The sequence below is a fragment of the Bacillus sp. FJAT-25509 genome, assembly GCF_001420605.1.
Taxonomy (GTDB): domain Bacteria; phylum Bacillota; class Bacilli; order Bacillales; family Bacillaceae_G; genus Gottfriedia.
On sequence record NZ_LJIZ01000008.1, the window covers coordinates 96,047 to 115,324 of the forward strand.

Annotated in this window: 14 protein-coding genes; 12 read left to right on the top strand and 2 right to left on the bottom strand. The window is 34.5% G+C overall.

The window, feature by feature from the left end; genetic code table 11:
- The first annotated feature begins 47 nt into the window (after positions 1-47).
- The 10 genes from sleB (at position 48) to AN960_RS24375 (ending at position 10,352) form a co-directional block, all read left to right on the top strand.
- Positions 48-761, top strand: coding sequence for a spore cortex-lytic enzyme (gene sleB / locus AN960_RS05685; RefSeq protein WP_056468108.1), 714 nt, complete (start codon positions 48-50; stop codon positions 759-761).
- A 16-nt stretch (positions 762-777) separates the two neighbouring features.
- A complete protein-coding gene (gene ypeB / locus AN960_RS05690) occupies positions 778-2,118 on the top strand; it encodes a germination protein YpeB (RefSeq protein WP_056468109.1) in 1,341 nt (446 codons plus the stop codon).
- A 1,003-nt stretch (positions 2,119-3,121) separates the two neighbouring features.
- Positions 3,122-3,427 (top strand): PTS sugar transporter subunit IIB, encoded by a 306-nt coding sequence (locus tag AN960_RS05700; RefSeq protein WP_025671987.1) that lies wholly within the window; start codon positions 3,122-3,124, stop codon positions 3,425-3,427.
- Positions 3,428-3,449: 22 nt separating this feature from the next.
- The gene (gene celB, locus AN960_RS05705; RefSeq protein ID WP_056468115.1) at positions 3,450-4,766 is read left to right on the top strand and encodes a PTS cellobiose transporter subunit IIC; all 1,317 of its coding nucleotides are present in this window, start codon (positions 3,450-3,452) and stop codon (positions 4,764-4,766) included.
- 171 nt (positions 4,767-4,937) lie between these two features.
- Positions 4,938-5,258: a PTS sugar transporter subunit IIA gene (locus tag AN960_RS05710; protein ID WP_056468118.1), complete on the top strand. Its 321-nt coding sequence runs from the start codon at positions 4,938-4,940 to the stop codon at positions 5,256-5,258.
- A 185-nt stretch (positions 5,259-5,443) separates the two neighbouring features.
- Positions 5,444-6,559 carry an RNA-guided endonuclease InsQ/TnpB family protein gene (locus AN960_RS05715; protein ID WP_056468120.1) on the top strand — a complete coding sequence of 372 codons (1,116 nt, stop codon included), beginning with the start codon at positions 5,444-5,446 and terminating at the stop codon, positions 6,557-6,559.
- Positions 6,560-6,738: 179 nt separating this feature from the next.
- The gene (locus tag AN960_RS05720) at positions 6,739-8,070 is read left to right on the top strand and encodes a 6-phospho-beta-glucosidase (protein ID WP_056468121.1); all 1,332 of its coding nucleotides are present in this window, start codon (positions 6,739-6,741) and stop codon (positions 8,068-8,070) included.
- Positions 8,067-8,774 carry a chitin disaccharide deacetylase gene (gene chbG / locus AN960_RS05725; protein ID WP_056468124.1) on the top strand — a complete coding sequence of 236 codons (708 nt, stop codon included), beginning with the start codon at positions 8,067-8,069 and terminating at the stop codon, positions 8,772-8,774. Before AN960_RS05720 ends, chbG begins: the two co-directional genes overlap by 4 nt.
- 169 nt (positions 8,775-8,943) lie before the next feature.
- Positions 8,944-10,203: a helix-turn-helix domain-containing protein gene (locus AN960_RS05730; protein ID WP_056468127.1), complete on the top strand. Its 1,260-nt coding sequence runs from the start codon at positions 8,944-8,946 to the stop codon at positions 10,201-10,203.
- Positions 10,200-10,352: a hypothetical protein gene (locus AN960_RS24375; RefSeq protein ID WP_156339629.1), complete on the top strand. Its 153-nt coding sequence runs from the start codon at positions 10,200-10,202 to the stop codon at positions 10,350-10,352. The genes AN960_RS05730 and AN960_RS24375 overlap by 4 nt, the downstream gene beginning before the upstream one ends.
- A 150-nt stretch (positions 10,353-10,502) precedes the next feature.
- On the opposite strand, the gene AN960_RS05735 is transcribed toward AN960_RS24375, so the two are convergent.
- Complete coding sequence (locus AN960_RS05735; RefSeq protein WP_056468130.1) at positions 10,503-13,529, bottom strand: efflux RND transporter permease subunit; 3,027 nt, start codon at positions 13,527-13,529, stop codon at positions 10,503-10,505.
- A 312-nt stretch (positions 13,530-13,841) separates the two neighbouring features.
- On the opposite strand from AN960_RS05735, the gene AN960_RS24380 reads away from it, so the two are divergent.
- Positions 13,842-13,985, top strand: coding sequence for a hypothetical protein (locus AN960_RS24380; RefSeq protein ID WP_156339630.1), 144 nt, complete (start codon positions 13,842-13,844; stop codon positions 13,983-13,985).
- Positions 13,986-14,006: 21 nt separating this feature from the next.
- On the opposite strand, the gene AN960_RS05740 is transcribed toward AN960_RS24380, so the two are convergent.
- Complete coding sequence (locus AN960_RS05740) at positions 14,007-14,558, bottom strand: signal peptidase I (protein WP_172795397.1); 552 nt, start codon at positions 14,556-14,558, stop codon at positions 14,007-14,009.
- 474 nt (positions 14,559-15,032) lie between these two features.
- On the opposite strand from AN960_RS05740, the gene AN960_RS05745 reads away from it, so the two are divergent.
- Positions 15,033-19,175, top strand: a complete 4,143-nt coding sequence (locus tag AN960_RS05745) for a S8 family serine peptidase (RefSeq protein ID WP_056468135.1) — start codon at positions 15,033-15,035, stop codon at positions 19,173-19,175.
- Positions 19,176-19,278 lie beyond the last annotated feature (103 nt).

Below are 19,278 nucleotides of genomic sequence, written 5' to 3' on the forward strand. Positions count from 1 at the left end.
CTTGAAAAAAATACAAAAAGGGATAAGTATACTTTAGGAGGTTTGAAATGAGGAAACTAGTTTTCTTAAAAGGTCCTTTGATCTTACTAATAGTATTTGTTAGTTTCTTTTGTAATGTTCAACATAATAATGTAAATGCTTTTACAAGCCAAGTACTTCAAATGGGTGCTACAGGAGAAGATGTTATTGAATTACAGTCTCGGTTAAAATACAACGGCTATTACACAAGCAAAGTGGATGGGGTATTTGGATACAACACATATTGGGCAGTTAGGAATTTCCAAAATAATTTCGGAATGCCTGTCGATGGGATTGTTGGAGCTAAGACAAAAGCGATGCTAGTAAAAGCTACAAAATATGAAAAAGGTGAAAATGCAGGTGCTGGATCGAATGTTCCGAATGGCTATTCGCAAAATGATATTCAGTTAATGGCTAATGCAGTTTATGGGGAATCACGTGGTGAACCGTATATTGGACAAGTAGCAGTTGCTGCAGTAATTCTGAATCGCGTTAGCAATTCATCATTTCCAAACACAGTGTCTGGTGTTATTTTTGAGCCGGGTGCATTTACTGCCGTGTCTGACGGACAAATTTATTTAACACCAAATGAGACAGCCAAAAAAGCTGTTTTAGATGCTGTAAATGGTTGGGATCCGAGCGAAAGTGCACTTTATTATTTTAATCCTGACACAGCAACAAGTGCTTGGATTTGGAGCAGACCACAAATAAAACAAATTGGTAGACATATATTTTGCCGATAAGAAAGGAGTGTTTTAAGTGATTAAGGAAGCTACAATAGGCGTGTTAGCAATTGGAATTATCGGAACATCATATTGGGGTTATACAGAGCATAAGGCTAAAAACGAAATCAATATCCAGGCAGAAAACAACTATCAACGGGCATTTCATGAACTAACTTATGAAATAGATTTATTACATGATAAAATTGGGGATACTTTAGCAATGAAATCAAAGTCATCTCTTTCTCCAGCACTAGTTGAAGTATGGGGACTAACTTCTCAAGCTAGATCTAACGTAGGGCAACTTCCTTTGAGACTATTACCAGTTAATAAAACGGAAGAATTTCTAACAAATATTGGTGATTTTAGTTATCGAACTGCAGTAAGAGATTTGGATAAAGAACCATTGACTCAAAATGAATACGCAACACTGCAAAAGTTATACGATAACTCTGCTGATATTCAAGGAGAGATTAGAAAAGTTCAGCATATGGTATTTGAGAATAAATTACGTTGGATGGATGTAGAGCTTGCTTATGCAAAAGATCAAAATCCGAAAAATAACGTAATTATTGATGGATTTAAGACAGTGGAAAGGAATGTAATGACATATTCCGATGCAAATGCAGATCCATCACTGACAAATTATAAAGTAAATCGTACAAACCTTTCGAATGTAAAAGGTGAAAAAATAACGACCGAGCAAGCAAAGGACATTGCAAAAAAGTTTCTTGAATTAAATAGTACTGCACAAATAAAAGTTGATCTTACAGGTGAAAAATTAGCAGATCGGTACTATAGCTTAGAAATTCGGGAACCAAAAACAAATAGCGAAATTTATATGGATATTACTGAAAAGGGAGGATATCCAGTTTGGGTTATTGATCGTCGTGATATTAAAGGGCAAAAAATCGATTTAAATCAGGCTTCAATTAACGGTCTGAAATTTTTAGAGCGTAATAAATTCTCCAATATGGAACTAACAGAAAGCTCGCAATATGATACGATTGGTGTATTTACATACGTAACAAAGCAGGATGGTGTAAGAATTTATCCTGAATCTGTTACGATGAAGATTGCTCTTGATGACGGAAGTATTATAGGTTTTTCATCAAAAAATTACTTAGCAGCATATACAAAAAGAACGATTCCAAAGCCGAAAATATCGGTTGAAGAAGCGAGAAATAATATTAATTCAAACTTAAAAATAATGGAAGAGCGTCAAGCGATCATTTTAAATAAATTGAATCAAGAAGTACTTTGCTATGAATTTGTAGGAACACGAGGAAACGACACATATCAAATTTTCGTGAATGCGGATACTGGTGTAGAAGAACAGATTAAGAAATTGAATGTCTTAATCGAAAACTACGACTGAAGCTTACACTTTTTTAATGATGAGGACTTAAGTATGTAACTTAAGTCCTCTCACACTGTTGAAAAAAGCCTTGTCAATTAAATTACCAAATTTTCGTAAAGGAGTAGAGTGATGTTGATTTCCACTACAGGATGCTCGCTTTCCATGGGGCGAGACCTGAGCCTCCTCGTCACGTTCGTTCCTGCGGGGTCTCAGCCTTCCCGCTAATCCCATAGGAGTCGAGCACCCCTCCGTTCCAATCAACTTATTCACCAAAAAAAGTCACCAATAAAACCAATTCAAATAGCCTTTACTTAAAGTATCCTATCAGTTGTTTATTAATCAGATTGTAGGTCAAATAATATCGAACATTAATTAATAAACTATTCAATTGAATTCAAAAAAACTTACTAGCGTTATTGGAATCATCAAATTGCTCAAACATTTTAAATTTTAAAACCTATAATAAATCACCCGAAAAATGATAATTTCATCATTAATAAATGTTATTTAATGTCCGTTTTCCTACTGACCATTTTATATTTCAACACTCTGAGGACTTAAGTATGTAACTTAAGTCCTCTATTTACTTTAAAGATTCTCCCAATAATAATGAAGATAAAAAAAGAAAAATGAAATAAGCTATAACCATTTCCTTTTTTACTAGATTTAATAATAGTAGGAATACCAAACTAGCATTTCAGTTCAAAATACATGCATTATTTATTACAAATACGAGACTTTTTTCAGATCGTTTACATACATAATCCTGTCCGTTAAGTCTGACAAGATATCATACTTTAGGCTTGTACAAAGCTTTATTTTAAGCGACTTTAGGAGTAGGAATTTATAGAATTCAAGTAGCAAAAAAATATTTTTTATATTTGTCCTAATGTCCAAAATGGCGAATATATATTTCTTGAGATTAAAATTCTAGAGGGAGAGAGGTAAGGGGTAGATTCTGCTTGTTAGTAGAAGTTTAATTGTCTTGTAAGCGTTTCCTTTAGAGAGAAAGGGGGATTAAATGAACATATTATTATGTTGTGCTGCCGGTATGTCTACAAGTTTATTAGTTACAAAAATGGAAGCTGCTGCAAAATCTGAAGGAATCGATGCAAGGATTTGGGCAGTGGGTGCTAATGATGTTAAAAATCATCTTGATCAAGCAGATGTATTACTTGTAGGTCCCCAAGTAAGGTACCTACTCCCACAATTAAAAAAAGAAGGTTTACAAAAAGGAATACCAGTTGATGCCATCAATCCGGTTCATTACGGGATGTGTAAAGGAGCAGAGGTCCTGAAATTTGCAATCGATTTAATAGGTTCATAATTTCATATAGGGGTGATTTGTGATGGCCAACTTTACTCAAATGTTAGAAGAGAAAGTAATGCCTGTTGCTGGTAAAATTGCAGGTCAAAGACACTTGCAAGCATTACGTGATGGAATTATTTTAACACTGCCTCTTATTATTGTCGGTTCTATTTTCTTAATTTTAGGCTTCTTACCGTTTGACGGATATCCAGATTTTATGGCAAAAACATTCGGTGCAGCTTGGCAAACAAAACTTCTTTATCCTGTAAGTGCTTCATTTGATATAATGGCGCTCATTGCAGGATTTGGTATTGCATATCGACTCGCTGAACATTACAAAGTAGATGCATTGAATGCTGGTGCGATCTCGATTGCCTCATTTATTTTATCAACACCATACTTCACAATGTTTACTCCAGATGGAGCAACTGCTGCTATTAAAGTAGGCGGCGTACTTCCTATGGCATTTTTAGGTAGTAAAGGTCTGTTTGTTGCTATTATTATTGCATTATTCTCAACTGAAGTTTATAGATGGGTAATTCAAAGGAACTTCGTAATTAAGATGCCAGATGGCGTACCACCTAGTGTAAGTAAATCATTCGTTGCTTTATTCCCTGCATTTTTAGTTATTCTCCTAGTATGGATTATTCGTTTATTAATTGAAAATACACACTATGAAACTCTACACAATGTCGTTGGAGATCTATTACAAGATCCACTTAGTAGACTTGGTGGGTCATTAGCTGGCGCGTTAATTGCTGTATTATTAATTCAGTTATTATGGTCAGTTGGTTTACACGGTGCGGCAATTGTTGGTGGTGTAATGGGCCCAGTATGGTTAGCTGCAACTGATGCAAACCGTTTAGCCCTGCAATCTCATCATGCAATGCCAAATGTCGTTACACAACAATTCTTTGATATCTTCGTCTACATGGGTGGTTCTGGTGCAACAATTTGTTTTGCTCTTATGATGCTATTATTTGCAAAGAGTCAGCATGCAAAACAACTAGGAAGGCTATCAATTGGACCTGGTATCTTTAATATTAATGAACCAATTACATTCGGTGCGCCTGTTGTAATGAATCCACTGCTTTTAGTTCCATTTATTCTAACTCCATTAGTTCTTGTTGTAACCACATATATAGGAATGAAAACGGGATTTGCTCCAAAAACACATGGTATTGCTATTCCTTGGACGACTCCACCAATTATCGGCGGTTGGCTAGCAACTGGAGGTAACTGGAGAGGTTCTGCAATGCAATTGATTAATCTTGTTATAGCATTTTTAATTTACTTCCCATTCTTTAGAATGTGGGATAAACAAAACTTACAAACTGAACAAGGCGCACCAAAATAAGAAATGCATAAAGGGGCTTGCTAACTAGCAGGCTCCCAAACTATTGGAAAGAGCTCGCTTTCAATCAGTCAGATTACAAAAGTTTTGATTCTGCGTAAACACACTGGAAGCTTGCCTATGGGCAAGCTCTTGGTATTGTTTTCTTAAATTCTTGTAAAGGGTGTGATTCTAGTGACAAAAGAAGAATTGTACAACCTTTCCTTTCAGTTAATCTTGCATAGTGGAAATGCTAGAAGTCTTTCAATGGAGGGAATCTATGCAGCAAAAGAAAAGAATTTTGAACTAGCTTTTGAGAAGCTTTCAGAGGCAGATCGCGAGTTTAGTCAAGCACATCGCTTTCAAACTCAATTGATTCAGGCAGAGGCTGGTGGAGAAGATTTTGATACACCAATTCTATTAATTCATGCACAAGATCATTTAATGACAGCAATGACGCTTAAAGATTTAGCAAGGGAGATAATTGAACTGCGGCAAGAAGTAAGCAATCAATAAAGGGAGGTTACAACAGGTAATTTAAATTGATACAAGTTTATAAAAATATCACAATTTGTTCTAAATCAAATTCACCTATTGTGTTTAAATTTACATGAGGTGATTAATTTGAAATTATATTTGAAAGGTGGATTTGCCCAAAAGATAAGGAGACTGAACAAACTCATAGAAAATGGTTCAAAACAATGATACTTGCGAAGAAAGTGAGATTAAAGCCAACTAAAGAACAAGAAATACAATTATGGAAATCAGTTGGTACAGCACGATGGGCATATAATTGGGCATTGGCTAAGCAGAAAGAAAATTTTAAAACAGGTGGGAAATTTATTTCTGATAGTATGTTAAGAAAAGAATTAACTAGATTAAAACAAACTGAAGAATTTTCTTGGTTGTATAAAGTATCGAATAATATTACAAAGCAAGCGATAAAAGATCTTTGTAATGCGTATAAAAAGTTCTTTAAAGGGTTAGCTGATAAACCAAAATTCAAAAGTAGAAGAAAATCAAAACCATCTTTTTATAATGATAATGTGAAGTTAAAAGTAAAAGGAAAGAAAGTGTTGATTGAAAAAGTCGGTTGGGTTGTAACTTCTGAAATTATATCAGATGAAAAATACTATAATCCTAGAATTAGTAATGACGGGAAATACTGGTATATATCTATAGGAATGGAAGAATTAAAACCAGTAGTTGAAATGACTGAAGTCTCACTTGGTATTGACGTAGGGATAAAAGAATTAGCAGTTTGTTCAGATGGCATCAAAAAGAAAAATATTAACAAAACAAGCACTGTTAGAAGGTTAGAGAAACGCCTGCGTAGGTTGCATCGTCAAGTTTCTCGTAAATATAAAATGAATAAGGAGGGAGACCGTTACGTCAAAACAAGCAACATTATAAAAATCGAAAAGAAGATACAACTATTATATAGAAGGTTGTCAAATATCAGAATAGACCATCTTCATCAATCCACGAGCGAAATCGTGAAAACCAAACCATTTCACATCGTAATGGAAACTTTAAATATCAAAGGAATGATGAAGAATAAGCACCTGTCAAAAGCAATCGCGAAGCAGTGTTTATGTAAATTCAAACGCCAAATTCAATATAAATGTGAAAAATATGGGATTGAATTTGTTGAAGCTGATAAATGGTACCCATCTTCTAAAACGTGTTCAAGTTGTGGAAATAAGAAAAATGATTTAAAACTATCAGACCGATATTTTAAATGTGAATGCGGTCATGGAATAGATCGAGATCTAAACGCAGCGATCAACTTGTCACGATATAAATTAGTAATCTGACACTTAGACGTCATTACTGATATGTAGGATTCGTTGTATCCGAATTTACGCCCTTGGAGTGTTATACCAAACGAGAGTAGCTTCGGCAAAATCGGACACGTAGAACAGGGAAGTAAACAAAATCTATAAAAATAGTAGATACTTGGATTTTTATAATTTTTTGGCAACGGTTACATAGCATGAGTAAAACTATCAAAATTGCGACAATTGGTGGGGGATCAAGTTATACTCCAGAGTTAGTAGAAGGTTTTATTAAGCGGTACAATGAGCTTCCTTTACGAGAGCTCTGGCTAGTAGATGTTGAAGAGGGCAAGGAGAAATTAGAGATTGTTGGTCAATTAGCAAGACGAATGTTTGAAAAGGCAGGTCTTCCGGTAGAAGTTCATTTGACTCTTGATCGAAAAGAGGCGCTTAAAGATGCCGATTTTGTTACAACCCAATTTCGTGTTGGTTTGTTAGATGCGAGGGCAAAAGATGAAAGAATTCCTTTAAAATACGGGGTACTTGGTCAAGAAACAAATGGACCAGGAGGATTATTTAAAGGTTTGCGAACAATTCCAGTAATTTTAGATATTGTAAAAGATATGAGAGATCTTTGTCCAAATGCGTGGTTAGTTAATTTTACGAATCCTGCTGGTATGGTTACCGAGGCGGTACTTCGTTACACCGACCACCGAAAAGTAGTTGGCTTATGTAATGTCCCAATTGGAATGGAAATGGGAATTGCCAAATTATTAAAGGTTGAGCATTCACGCGTACGGATTGATTTTGCTGGATTAAATCATATGGTTTATGGGTTAGATGTATTTGTTGACGGCGAAAGTGTAAAAGATCAAGTAATTGAATTATTAACGAATCCGGAAAACTCTAGTTTTGTTAAAAATATTCAAGGATATGGATGGGAACCTGAGTTTCTCCGTGCTTTAAACGCACTACCATGTCCATATCATAACTATTATTATAAAACTCGTGAAATGGTTGATAAAGATATTAAAAATGCCGAAACTGTAGGGACCCGTGCTGAAGTTGTTAAAAAATTAGAAGATGATCTTTTTGAACTTTATAAAGATCCAAATCTATCAATCAAACCACCTCAGCTCGAAAAACGAGGGGGAGCTTATTATAGTGATGCAGCCGTTCGTTTAATTTCTTCTATTTATAATGATAAAGGTGATATTCAACCAGTTAATACGATGAATAATGGTTCGATTGCTAGTATTCCAAACGACTCAGCAGTTGAGGTTAGTTGTGTCATTACAAAGGATGGGCCAAAACCAATCGTAATGGGGGATCTACCGGTTTCTGTAAGAGGGCTCGTTCAACAAATCAAATCATTTGAAAGAGTAGCTTGTGAAGCAGCGGTAACAGGTGATTATGAACTGGCAATTCTAGCGTTAACGATTAACCCGTTAGTTGCATCTGATCAAGTTGCTAAACAAATTGTTGATGAAATGCTAGAAGCACATAAAAAATATTTACCTCAATTTTTTAAAGAGGTGAAGGTTAAATGATTAAATTAATTGTTAATGCAGACGATTTTGGTTATTCAAGGGGAATTAATTATGGAATAATTGATGCACATAAAAATGGAGTTGTTAACTCAGCTACGATGATGATGAATATGCCCGGCGTAAGTCATGCGGTAGAGCTAGCAAAAGAAAATCCAAGCCTTCAAGTTGGAATACATCTTGTTTTAACTTGTGGAAAGCCACTTTTAAATAATGTTCCAACACTTGTTAATGAAAAGGGTAACTTTAAAAGTAGACATGAATTCTTTGAAAATAAAAATATATTACTAGATGAATTGGAAAGAGAATGGACTGCACAAATAGAAAAATTCTTAGAATCGGGACTGAAACCAACTCATTTTGATAGCCACCACCATGTTCATACTGTTCCTGAATTTTTACCAGTCGTACAGAAGTTAGCTCAAAAATATAATTTATGTGCTAGACGCATTTCTGAAAATGCTTTACAAGGGATTGCTCCTTTTACAGATGTTTTTCTTCATGATTTCTATGGAGAAGGCGTAACGGATGACTATTTTGATAAGATTTTAACGCGGGTTCAGGACGGTCAATCTGTTGAAGTCATGTGTCATCCTGGTTATCTTGATCATGAGATACTAAACAATTCTTCTTATGCTAAAGATCGAGTAAAGGAGACGCTAATTTTATCTGCTGTTAAACTACCAAAAGGGATTGAATTATTATAGGCTAATTTGATTTATTAGCATAGAGTCGGAATGGGACTCTATGCTTTTTTTTGTATAAATATATAATTAGAGTTTTATAATCATGGGAAAAAATGTAAGATGAAATAGGAGTAGTTTTACACTATAATGAATATTAACAATATTAAAATAATATTTAAGGAAAATACCTATGAAAATTGGAAAAATTATTAATTACCATCGAAAAAAACAACAGATGACACAAGAGCAACTCTGTGATGGAATTTGTTCAATTTCTCATTTAAGTAAGATTGAGAACAACTCAAAAGAGGTTAATATCGAAACTTTAAACTTATTGTGTATGAAGTTAGGTATATCAGTTGAGGATGAAAAAAATAAAGTTAATCATATTAAAATAAAATTACATGAGTTCTATGACTCAATTGAACGACTTCATCATAAAAAAGCAGATGCGCTCTATTTAGATCTAAGGAAATATAGGGAGTTTGTTCTATATACGGAACTACTTTATGTATATGAATTGTACATGTTAAGGTATATTTTGTTTTTAAATCAACTCGAATTAGCAGAGCAAATGATTGAAAAAATGAGTCAAAATGTAAGGATGTTTTCTGAATTTGAATTATTTGTTTGGAATGTATTAAATGCAATTTTTAATCATAAAAGGAATAATTTTATTAAATCTTTGAATTTTTTAGATGAAGTAAAGGATTTAAGGAAACAGTATCGAGATGAAATAACAGAATATTATTATTTAAAATCATTAATGCATTGTAGATTAGGACAATCAGCATTAGCAATTTATTTTGGTAATAAAGCATTAGAGGTTTTTAAACAAAGGAATAACATTATACGAACGTTAGATGTAAAAACAATTTTATCAATTCATTTAACTGAAACTGGCGAATACGAAAGAGCAGAAAATTTATTAAAAGAAATACTAGATGATGCAGAATTAATTCAAAACACAACAATTGTCGAAATGGCATGGCATAATTTGGGTTACTTGTATGGCGCTAAAAACCTCTCAGAAAAAGCGCTGGAGTGTTATTATAAATCACTAGCGTTAATTGAGAAAAATACCGAGAGTTATTATCTTACATTAGGGAATATTGCTTCTCATTTGCTAAAGCTACAAAAAAATGAACAAGTTGTGAATATGCTAGAACATGAACTAGAGTTATTTGAAGAAAAAACAAAATTAGAATATGTGAAATTACGCGTATTATATTTTGAAGCAAAAAATGAAGAGAAAGCATTAATCCAATATTTAATGGAAGACGGCTTACCAATCATGGAGAAACATGGTAATCGAATGAAGGTTTATGAATATAGTGAACGAATCGCCGAGTATTACCAAGATCAAGGAGACCCACTTTTAGCTAACAAGTATTTACAAATCAGTTTACATCAAATGAAGAAGACACATAATAAAGGGGTTATCAGATGAAAAAAATGATTAAAATTATCGCTCTCTCCTTAATCATCACTGTGCTGGTGAATGTAGGAATAAATACTATTCAAATTCATCACTCTTCAAACAATGAAATTTACGCATCCAATAAGAAGCAAGACGATCCAAAACCTCCAGGCAGTTGATGGGGATATAAAGAAGAAACACAAGGTTAGTTCATTTTCCTTGTGTTTTTTATTTTTATTTGAATTAAGCCGATTCCTTAAAGTGTTCGTGATTGATCTCTATCCAAAAAAATGGGATGTCTCAATACTACTAAGACATCCCGCATTTATTTACAAACTTACTGGCTTACTAGTATCTTGCTTTCTACGTTGTTTTCTAGATTTTCTAAAATAAAGTAACTCATAAATGACAGGGATGACAATTAGTGTTAATAATGTTGAAACAGTTAATCCGCCAATTACTACAACTGCAAGGCTTTGTGATACAAGACTACCGGTTTCGGCTTTTTTGAATAGTAGTGGTAGCATTGCACAAATTGTAGCAACAGCCGTCATGAGAATTGGCCGAATTCGAGTTACCGCAGCATCAATAATTGCTTCACGTAGAATCATTTGTTTTTCTTTTTGTTTTACTCGGTCTAGTAATACGATTGCGTTTGTTACGACAATTCCGATGAGCATCAGTGCTCCTAATAGTGCTGTTGGTTCAACTGATATGCGACTTATAATCAATCCTAGCACAGCTCCAATCGCTGCTAAAGGTAAAGAACATAGTATAGCAATTGGTGCACGGAATGTTTTAAATGTAATAATCATGATTAGGAATACTAAGCCGATTGAGACAAGCATGATCATATATAGATCTGAGAAATCTTGTGATTGTTGTGCAAGAGCACCACCAATGTAAACATTTACGCCATCGGCAATTTTCATACCTTTTGATTTTTTATCTCCAAAAATAACTTTATTTAAATCTGCATTAATTTTTGAAAGTTTATCCGGCTTTACTTCAGCGGATATACTTAAATATGGATCGCCGTCTTTATGATATAGATTCGTAGACTTTTCCTCTACTTTTAGTGTAGCTACTGACGATACCGGAATCATTCCAGTTTTAGTCATAATCGGTACTGATTTAATATCGTCAGGAGTTTTAGGTTCTAATATTGGTTCAAGATATACATCAGTCGGTTGTTGATCAATTGTAACTGTTCCAAGTGGAGTTCGATTCAACATAACAAATAACTGTTGCGATAGTTGTTCAGCATTACCTTTGGAAGGGTCAACCTCTAACGAGTAAACCGTTTTTTTGTCTTCCTCATTTGTTGTTACCTTTTTAACTCCATCAATATTTTTTATTTTATTTTTAATTTCACTTGCGGTATTCTCTAAATCATTTAAATTATTTCCGACCACATCAATTGTAATTTGAGTTTTAGATCCTCCAAATAAACTAGATGCCATTGTACTTAATTCTGCATCCGCATAGTTAGATTTTTGCGTATTGATTTTTTTTACGACTTGATCAGTAAGTTTTTTATTGTCTAGTGTAATTAAATAGATTGCTTGGGTAGAAGAGCGGACATCCCCATATTTTGCAGCATCAGCTGTACTACCTAATTGAGTGTAAACTCCTTTTATTCCTTTTTGTTCAAGAATATACTTTTCTAGTTTAAGCGTGTTTTCCTTTACTTTTTCAACTGGTGTATCACTTGGATACGTTAATGTTGTTTGAACAAAGTCTGAAGATGAATTATCTGTCGCACCTTTTGGCATAGCGAAATAAGTACCTATTGAGCCGACAAATAATAAAAATGAAACGACTAAAATGACCCATTTATGATTTAATGACCATGTGAGAACTTTTTTATATCGTACTGAAGGCTTATGAGCTTTTAATTTAGCCTTTTTAAGGAAGAATGCACTTAATAATGGAACGACCGTCAATGCAACAAATAATGAAGCTAATAAAGAGTAAGTAATAGTTAAAGCAAATGGAAGCATGAAATCTTTAAGCCCCGTGCTAATAATTCCTATTGGTAAAAATACTGCAACAGTCGTTAAAGTAGAGGCTGTGATTGCACTCCCGACTTCTTTTGTAGCGTCAATAATCATTTGAACCGAAAATTTCTCTGATTGAGTTTTTCTAAAAATATTCTCAATAACTACAATACTATCATCAACTAATCGTCCAACTGCTACAGCTACTCCACCAAGTGTTAAAACATTAAGTGTAATGCCGGACTCCGCAAGTAAAAATAATGTTAAACATAAAGATAGAGGAATTGAAACAATTGTAATTAGTGTTGAACGTACATTTCTTAAGAATAACATGATGACAATCGTAGCAAATAATGCACCAAGTAAAACTTCCTTAATCATTGCATGTACAGAAGTTTTAACCATATCTGATGTTGCGACCATTACATCTGAATTCATATTTTTATATTTTTTATTTAAGTGTTTAGTAGCTTCTCTTACATCCTTTGTAATACTAACAGCATTAGAATTACTATCCTTTGTGATGATTAATAATAATCCGTCTTTTCCGTTGATTCTTGTTAGATTGTTTGCTGGCTTTTTCACTTCAACAGTTGCAATATCAGCTAATTTAACATGATCAGCGACCATAAGACTCTTTACTTTGTCTATATTGTCTAAATTCCCAACAATTTTTATATTACTAGTTTTATCATTTATAATACCTTCACCAACTGAAACTGCAGAATTTTGGCCTCGAATAATACCCATGACAGTTTCTAGTGATACTTTATTTTGCGCAAGCTTCGTATTATCGACTTTTACAGAAACAAAAGATTTTTCTGTACCGTATGTTTGAACGTCAGCTACGCCTTTTATGTCTTTGAAATATGGAATAACTTTTTTGTTTGCAAAATCAATATTATTCGGACTTAATCCATCCTCAAAAGTGATTGCAACATCTGCGATAGGGATCATGGAAGTGTTTAATTGAACAATTGTAGGTTTACTAACATTTTGAGGTAGGGTGACTTTATTTAAAGATTCTTGGACTTCTTGTTTAGCGTCCTTCATGTTTGTTCCTGATTCATAATATACATCAATCTTTGAGAAACCATTGCTTGTGCTTGAATAAATATGACTTTTACCTTTCACACCAGAGACAGCACTTTCGATCGGAGTAGTTACTTGATCCTCCATTGTTTTCGAATCAGTACCTTGGCCCATAACAATGACAGAAACAATTGGCTGATCTGCAGCAGGTAGAAATTCCATTGGAAGCTTTTTATAACTTAATACTCCAATTAATAAAATGAGAACTGATAAAAAGGTAATGGCGGCTTTATTATTAAAGGCCCATTTTGTAAACCACGACATTCAAGTTATCCCCCTTTATGGTAAATATATCCAGTAACGCACAAGTTGAATCGTAACACACTAATCTTAAAATTAAAATACATTCAATTTAGAATTTACAAAATATTTAAGAGCACAATTCGACATTTGAACAGTTTAAGTGGTAAATGAATTAATACATACTTTACTAAAATATGAGACAATTTGTCTTTTATACTTGTTTAATGATTAAGATAGACGATTTAAAAAAACAGTTTTATTAATTCCGTTGTCGTTCTTAACTAGTCCAGCCAGCTAATGAATCTGATAAAGAATTCGAGAGATTATAGTTGAATGACTAGCGAAAGAGAGCGATCATTGACAGGGGTTGAACGGAGTGATCAAGCAGAGCTACTAGCTGTCAAATTAAAAAGCTGCCACTATAAAATGGCAGCTTTTATAATTACTATTTTAGACAATCGATTCCAGTGGATTTAAATAAAGTTTTATAAAACCCAATTACCCCTTGAAAATACCAGACGATTGTGTTTTTTCCCTAGAAAGTCTTTCGAAAACCTCTAAACAAATGTATCCGGTAGCAGGTATTAGTATTAGTACAATAAATCCAACTGGTCCACTAACAAATTTTGCTACATATCCAGCTTTCGGAACCTTCAATATTAGTTTACCGACGAGATTATTAGAGGTGACAACACTGGAATCTGCTGTATTGTTATTGTCCCCTTTTGTTACAAATCCAATCTTTCCTTGATTTTGTTTAATGGAGACGACACGATGGGTAAAAAACTTTGTAGGTGAATCTCTAAAAGTAATCACATCATTTACTTTTACATCCGATGGCTTCGCCTTTTTAATAATGACTAAGTCACCCGCTTTAATGTAAGGGTGCATACTGTTAGTTAACACGGTTAATGGGCTGACTCCAAAAATGGAGGGCATTTTCTCTGGATGTTTTTTTGATTGAAATGTGAAGTAAAGCAAAAATAATATGACGAATAAAATAATAATCAGAAAAATAATAGAAATGCTTTTAGATACAGTTTTAATCATGAGTTCCCCAACCTTCATTTGATATCAGAATATTCTTATAACCCCTCTTATTTCACTTATTATAAGCTCTTGCTATTTTTTTTAAAACTGAAGAATATTGCCACACCGTTTTCATACTTTCAAAAATTAACGATATTACCCCTTTTTTGGGGTAATTGTTATCGTTTTTTCACTTTTTGTTATTTTTAAATAGGAAAAAAGACTATAGGTATAAAGTCGTTTTTTTCATGAATCGCATCAAAAGAAAACAAAAATGAGAAATATTTCCTATAAATTTTCAGGAAAATGGGCCCGCTTTATGATGATCCAATAAACCACGATTTACGAAAAATAATGGCCTATTTACAATGTGAGTAGAGTGAATATTCGTCCAATTTAGAAAACAAATCTAAGTAATCGAATAAAGACATCTAGAAACATTATTACTTCTTAGTTCACTAATAAAAAGGGAAATAAAGGAGGAAGCGAAAGGGAATGAAGAAAGGGAAATTTGGCCGTGTATTGTTGGGTTCTGCGTTAACCGTTAGTTTAGTAGCAGCTTCGGGTGTTCCTTTTAATGTGTTGGCGAGGGCTCAGGAAAAGGCAAAGGTTACGAATGCCGAAGAAATACTGAACAACTTAAGCGTTGAACAAAGAAAGGCACTTAAGGAGATTGAAGTAGGATCAGGGTTTGTTATCGCGCCAGATATTAAAGTTAACAGTCCTGAAATGGTAAATGTCATTGTAGAATTCAAGCAAGAACCAGCACAAGTGGAAATGATGAAACAAATGGCTTCAGGAAAAAGAATGGTACTATCCTCTGCACAGAATAAAGTAGAGGAATCTCATCAACAATTTAAAAAAGAGTTTAATAAACTTAAAGGTTCAAAAACTACATTCAGTCAAAATTTAAATGAATCAAAGATTACTAGAGAATATAAAAATGCCTTTAACGGAGTAGCGGTAACTATGCCGGGTAATATGATTGAATCCTTGGTTCAATCAGGTATTGTTAAACGCGTATGGAATAATAAGGAGCTAAAATTGGCTCTTCCGAAAGAAACGCAAGATTTAAAGTCAACCGCAATGTCAGGATCCGAAGATAGCAATAGCCAAATTGGCGTGGACAAGCTTCATAAAGAAAAAATCACAGGGAAAGGCATCAAAGTAGGGGTAATTGATACAGGAATCGACTATCATCATCCCGACTTAAAAGATGCATATAAAGGTGGATATGATTTTGTTGACAACGACAATGATCCAATGGAAGCTACCTATGAAGATTGGAAAAAAACAAATTATCCTGAAATAGACCCTTATTCTGGCGCACCTTATTATACTTCGCATGGGACGCACGTTTCGGGAACAATTGCTGCGGAAAAGAAAAATAATGTTGACCATGCAGTGGAAGGAGTCGCACCAGAAGCTGATCTTTATGTGTATCGTGTGTTAGGACCTTATGGAGGAGGTACTACAGATGCAGTTATTGCCGGAATTGATAAAGCGGTAAAAGATGGAATGGATGTAATCAATTTATCTCTTGGTGAAGGTATTAATGATGCCCTTTCCCCAACATCCGTAGCTATTAATAATGCAATGCTTGCTGGAGTAGTTTCTGTAGTTGCAGCTGGAAATTCGGGGCCGGGTGAAAAAACAGTTGGCTCGCCAGGTACATCTTCATTTGCCATAACAGTTGGAGCGAGTGATTATTCACAAACGATTACGACGTATTCCGCGAGTGCGGGAAATGAGAAGTTTAATGAAATGAAGTTACTAGGAAAGAACTTTACGGATAAGTTAGATGAATTAAAAGGAAAATCTCTCCCAGTTATCTATGTGGGGTTAGGAAAAAGTAGTGATTTTACAGGAAAAGATTTAAACGGAAAATTAGCTTTAATCCAACGCGGAGAAATCGCGTTTGATGAAAAGATTCGTAATGCCAAGAACGCGGGAGCTAAGGCGATCATTGTATACAACAATGTAGATGGAGAGATTCCAGCTTATTTGGGAGAAAGCGCTAGTTATGTTCCAACCTTCCAACTTACAAAAGCAGAAGGGGAACGTTTAAAATCTCTGGAAAGTGGCTCCTTTACATTTGAAGAAATGAGCAGTGTGCATACAGAAGGAGATCATTTAGCAGACTTTAGCTCTCGTGGACCAGTTGAGAAGAACTATGATATTAAGCCAGACATTGTTGCACCTGGAGTGGCGGTATTTTCAACCTATCCAGAATATATGAATGACCCTGGAGATGGTGAAAATTACGATATCGCCTACACACGTATGTCAGGAACTTCAATGGCGACCCCTCATGTTGCAGGGTCAGCAGCTTTAATTTTACAAGAGCATCCAGAATATACACCATTTGAAGTGAAAGAAGCCTTGATGAATACAGCAGATGAGTTAAAAGAAAAGTATTCAGTAAATGAAGTAGGGGCAGGTCGTATTGATACGTACGAGGCGGTTCATGCTAATACATCCATTAAAGTAATTGATAAAACAGAAAATATGGATGGAAACCAAACTGTTGAAATTGATGAAGAGACAGGCTCAATGGCGTTAGGCAGCCATTATCAAAAAGATAAGGATATAGATGAAAGCAGAAAAGTAGTGATTCAAAACAGAGATGCGAAAGAAGCGAAAGAATTTAAAGTGGAAGTGGAATATTCACCAGCAAAAGGAAATGTGAAGGATGCAGTGAAAAATGGTGTGAAGGTGACAACACCATCATCTATTACGGTAACCGCTGGCCAATCAAAAGAAATTCAACCATCCATCCATGTTCCGACGAACGCTGAACCAGGAAGATATGAAGGATATATTCATTTTGTAAATGAAAAGGATGGAACCGAAAACTATCAAATACCATTTTCGATTCGCTACACAGATAAAGGGATCGACTATGCTGAATTAGATAGACCGGCTGTTGCAACGGATACAACGAAATTTCATCCATACTTAACTCCATTCGTAAATGCAATGTTTAAATTGAAGAGCCCGATGAAAACAATCGATATTATCATCAAGGACGGAAAAACGGGTCAGCCTGTTGGCTTTCTTGGTTCACTAATAAATGTCGATAACATTGAACCAGATTCAGAAAAATATATTTTATGGGCTTTTACAGGATCTGTTTATCCATTTACCAATGACCCAGCGAATCCTATAGCTAATAAACGTATTAGTTTGCCTGATGGTGATTATACATTTGAAATGATCGCTAAAGATAATGATGGAAAAACTTATGTGAATGATCAAGTGATTATTGTAGATAATAAGCCACCGGAATTAACTTTCAAGGACTATAAGCCAGGTTTCTACGAAGTGGATCAGTCAATGTACACGGATGAAGACGGCTACCACGCTTTATGGGCACATGGTAATGTATATGACTCTACGATTGATCTATTAAAGTCAAAAGGTCTTAACTATGATCAAACTGCAAATTGGCTCTTTTATTATCAAAATTCGGCATGGCCAACAGGCATCCTGCCTATTCAACCTAACGGGGATTTCAAATTTGGATTATTACCGGAAGAAGTTGAAACACCTGTAAATCTAAAACTATACCCATTTGATCTAGCAACAGCTGGGAATCTTTTAGGCTATAATTATACATTTGTCAAAGAAGGAACAGAGTATGTATTACCAAGCTACAACAAGAAAAAAGTAAAACTAGGCGATACAATTACGATGACATTAAGTATCAATAATGTGAAAAAGCTCGTTTCCGGAAAATATGGAGTTGAATATACGAAAAGTTTATACGAATTTAGAGATGTGGTGCTAAACAAAGCTTTTGAAAAATATGCAAATGACCACAAACTAAATGTTTCTCTAGATAAACCGACAATTAATGATGATTTATGGACGAAAACAGTAAATGTTGGTGCATCCTTTAATCAAAAGGATTTTAAAGGCTTTGATGGTGATACCCCATTCCTTGATGTGACATTTAAAGTCATTAATGATGAAAGCTACGATGGACTTGCAGGCATGAATGTAAATAAATTTATGTATACGAAAGTCGGAGAAACGAAGGAAACAACGATACCGGGATACACAAATGAGCAGTTCTCCATCATCCCAAAACATTCCAATGTACGTGGATTCGTTAAGCCGGAAGCATTAGATTCAAATAACAAAACCCAAATCCATGCCAAAGTTTATGCAAAAGCAGGAAATGGCCAAGAATATGTAGGAACGATTGATAAATCGGGACAATATGAGATTCATGGAATTCCAGTTTCAACTAAAGATTATGATATTTATGTAGAAGTTCCGGGGCATTTAACTAGTAAGACAACTGCTAAGTTAAGTAAAGAGGTCGATGGAGAACTAGTGGGAGTAAGCCTTCGAACGTACACAGATCAGTTTCCTGCTGGCGATGTAAACGGGGATGAAGTGATTGATATTAATGATCTAATTCAAGTTGCAGCACAATACGGTAAAAAACATGACAAAGAAGACATCAACCAGGACGGCATAGTAGATGAAAAAGATGTTCGTTTTATTGAAAAGAACTTCTTGAAAATAGGAGAAAATGCGAAGAAAAATGCAAAGCCGCAAGAAAAGCTTGGTAAAAAAGGGTTAGAAGATATTTTACGCACGTTAGGTCTTGAGCCTAATAAAAAATAGAAAGCTAGAAGGATTTTTAATCTAGGAAAAGGCGGGGGGGATTTGTCTTTACATAATGTTTTTGTAGGTAAAGGCAAATCAGTCCTCGGTACACAATCAAGAT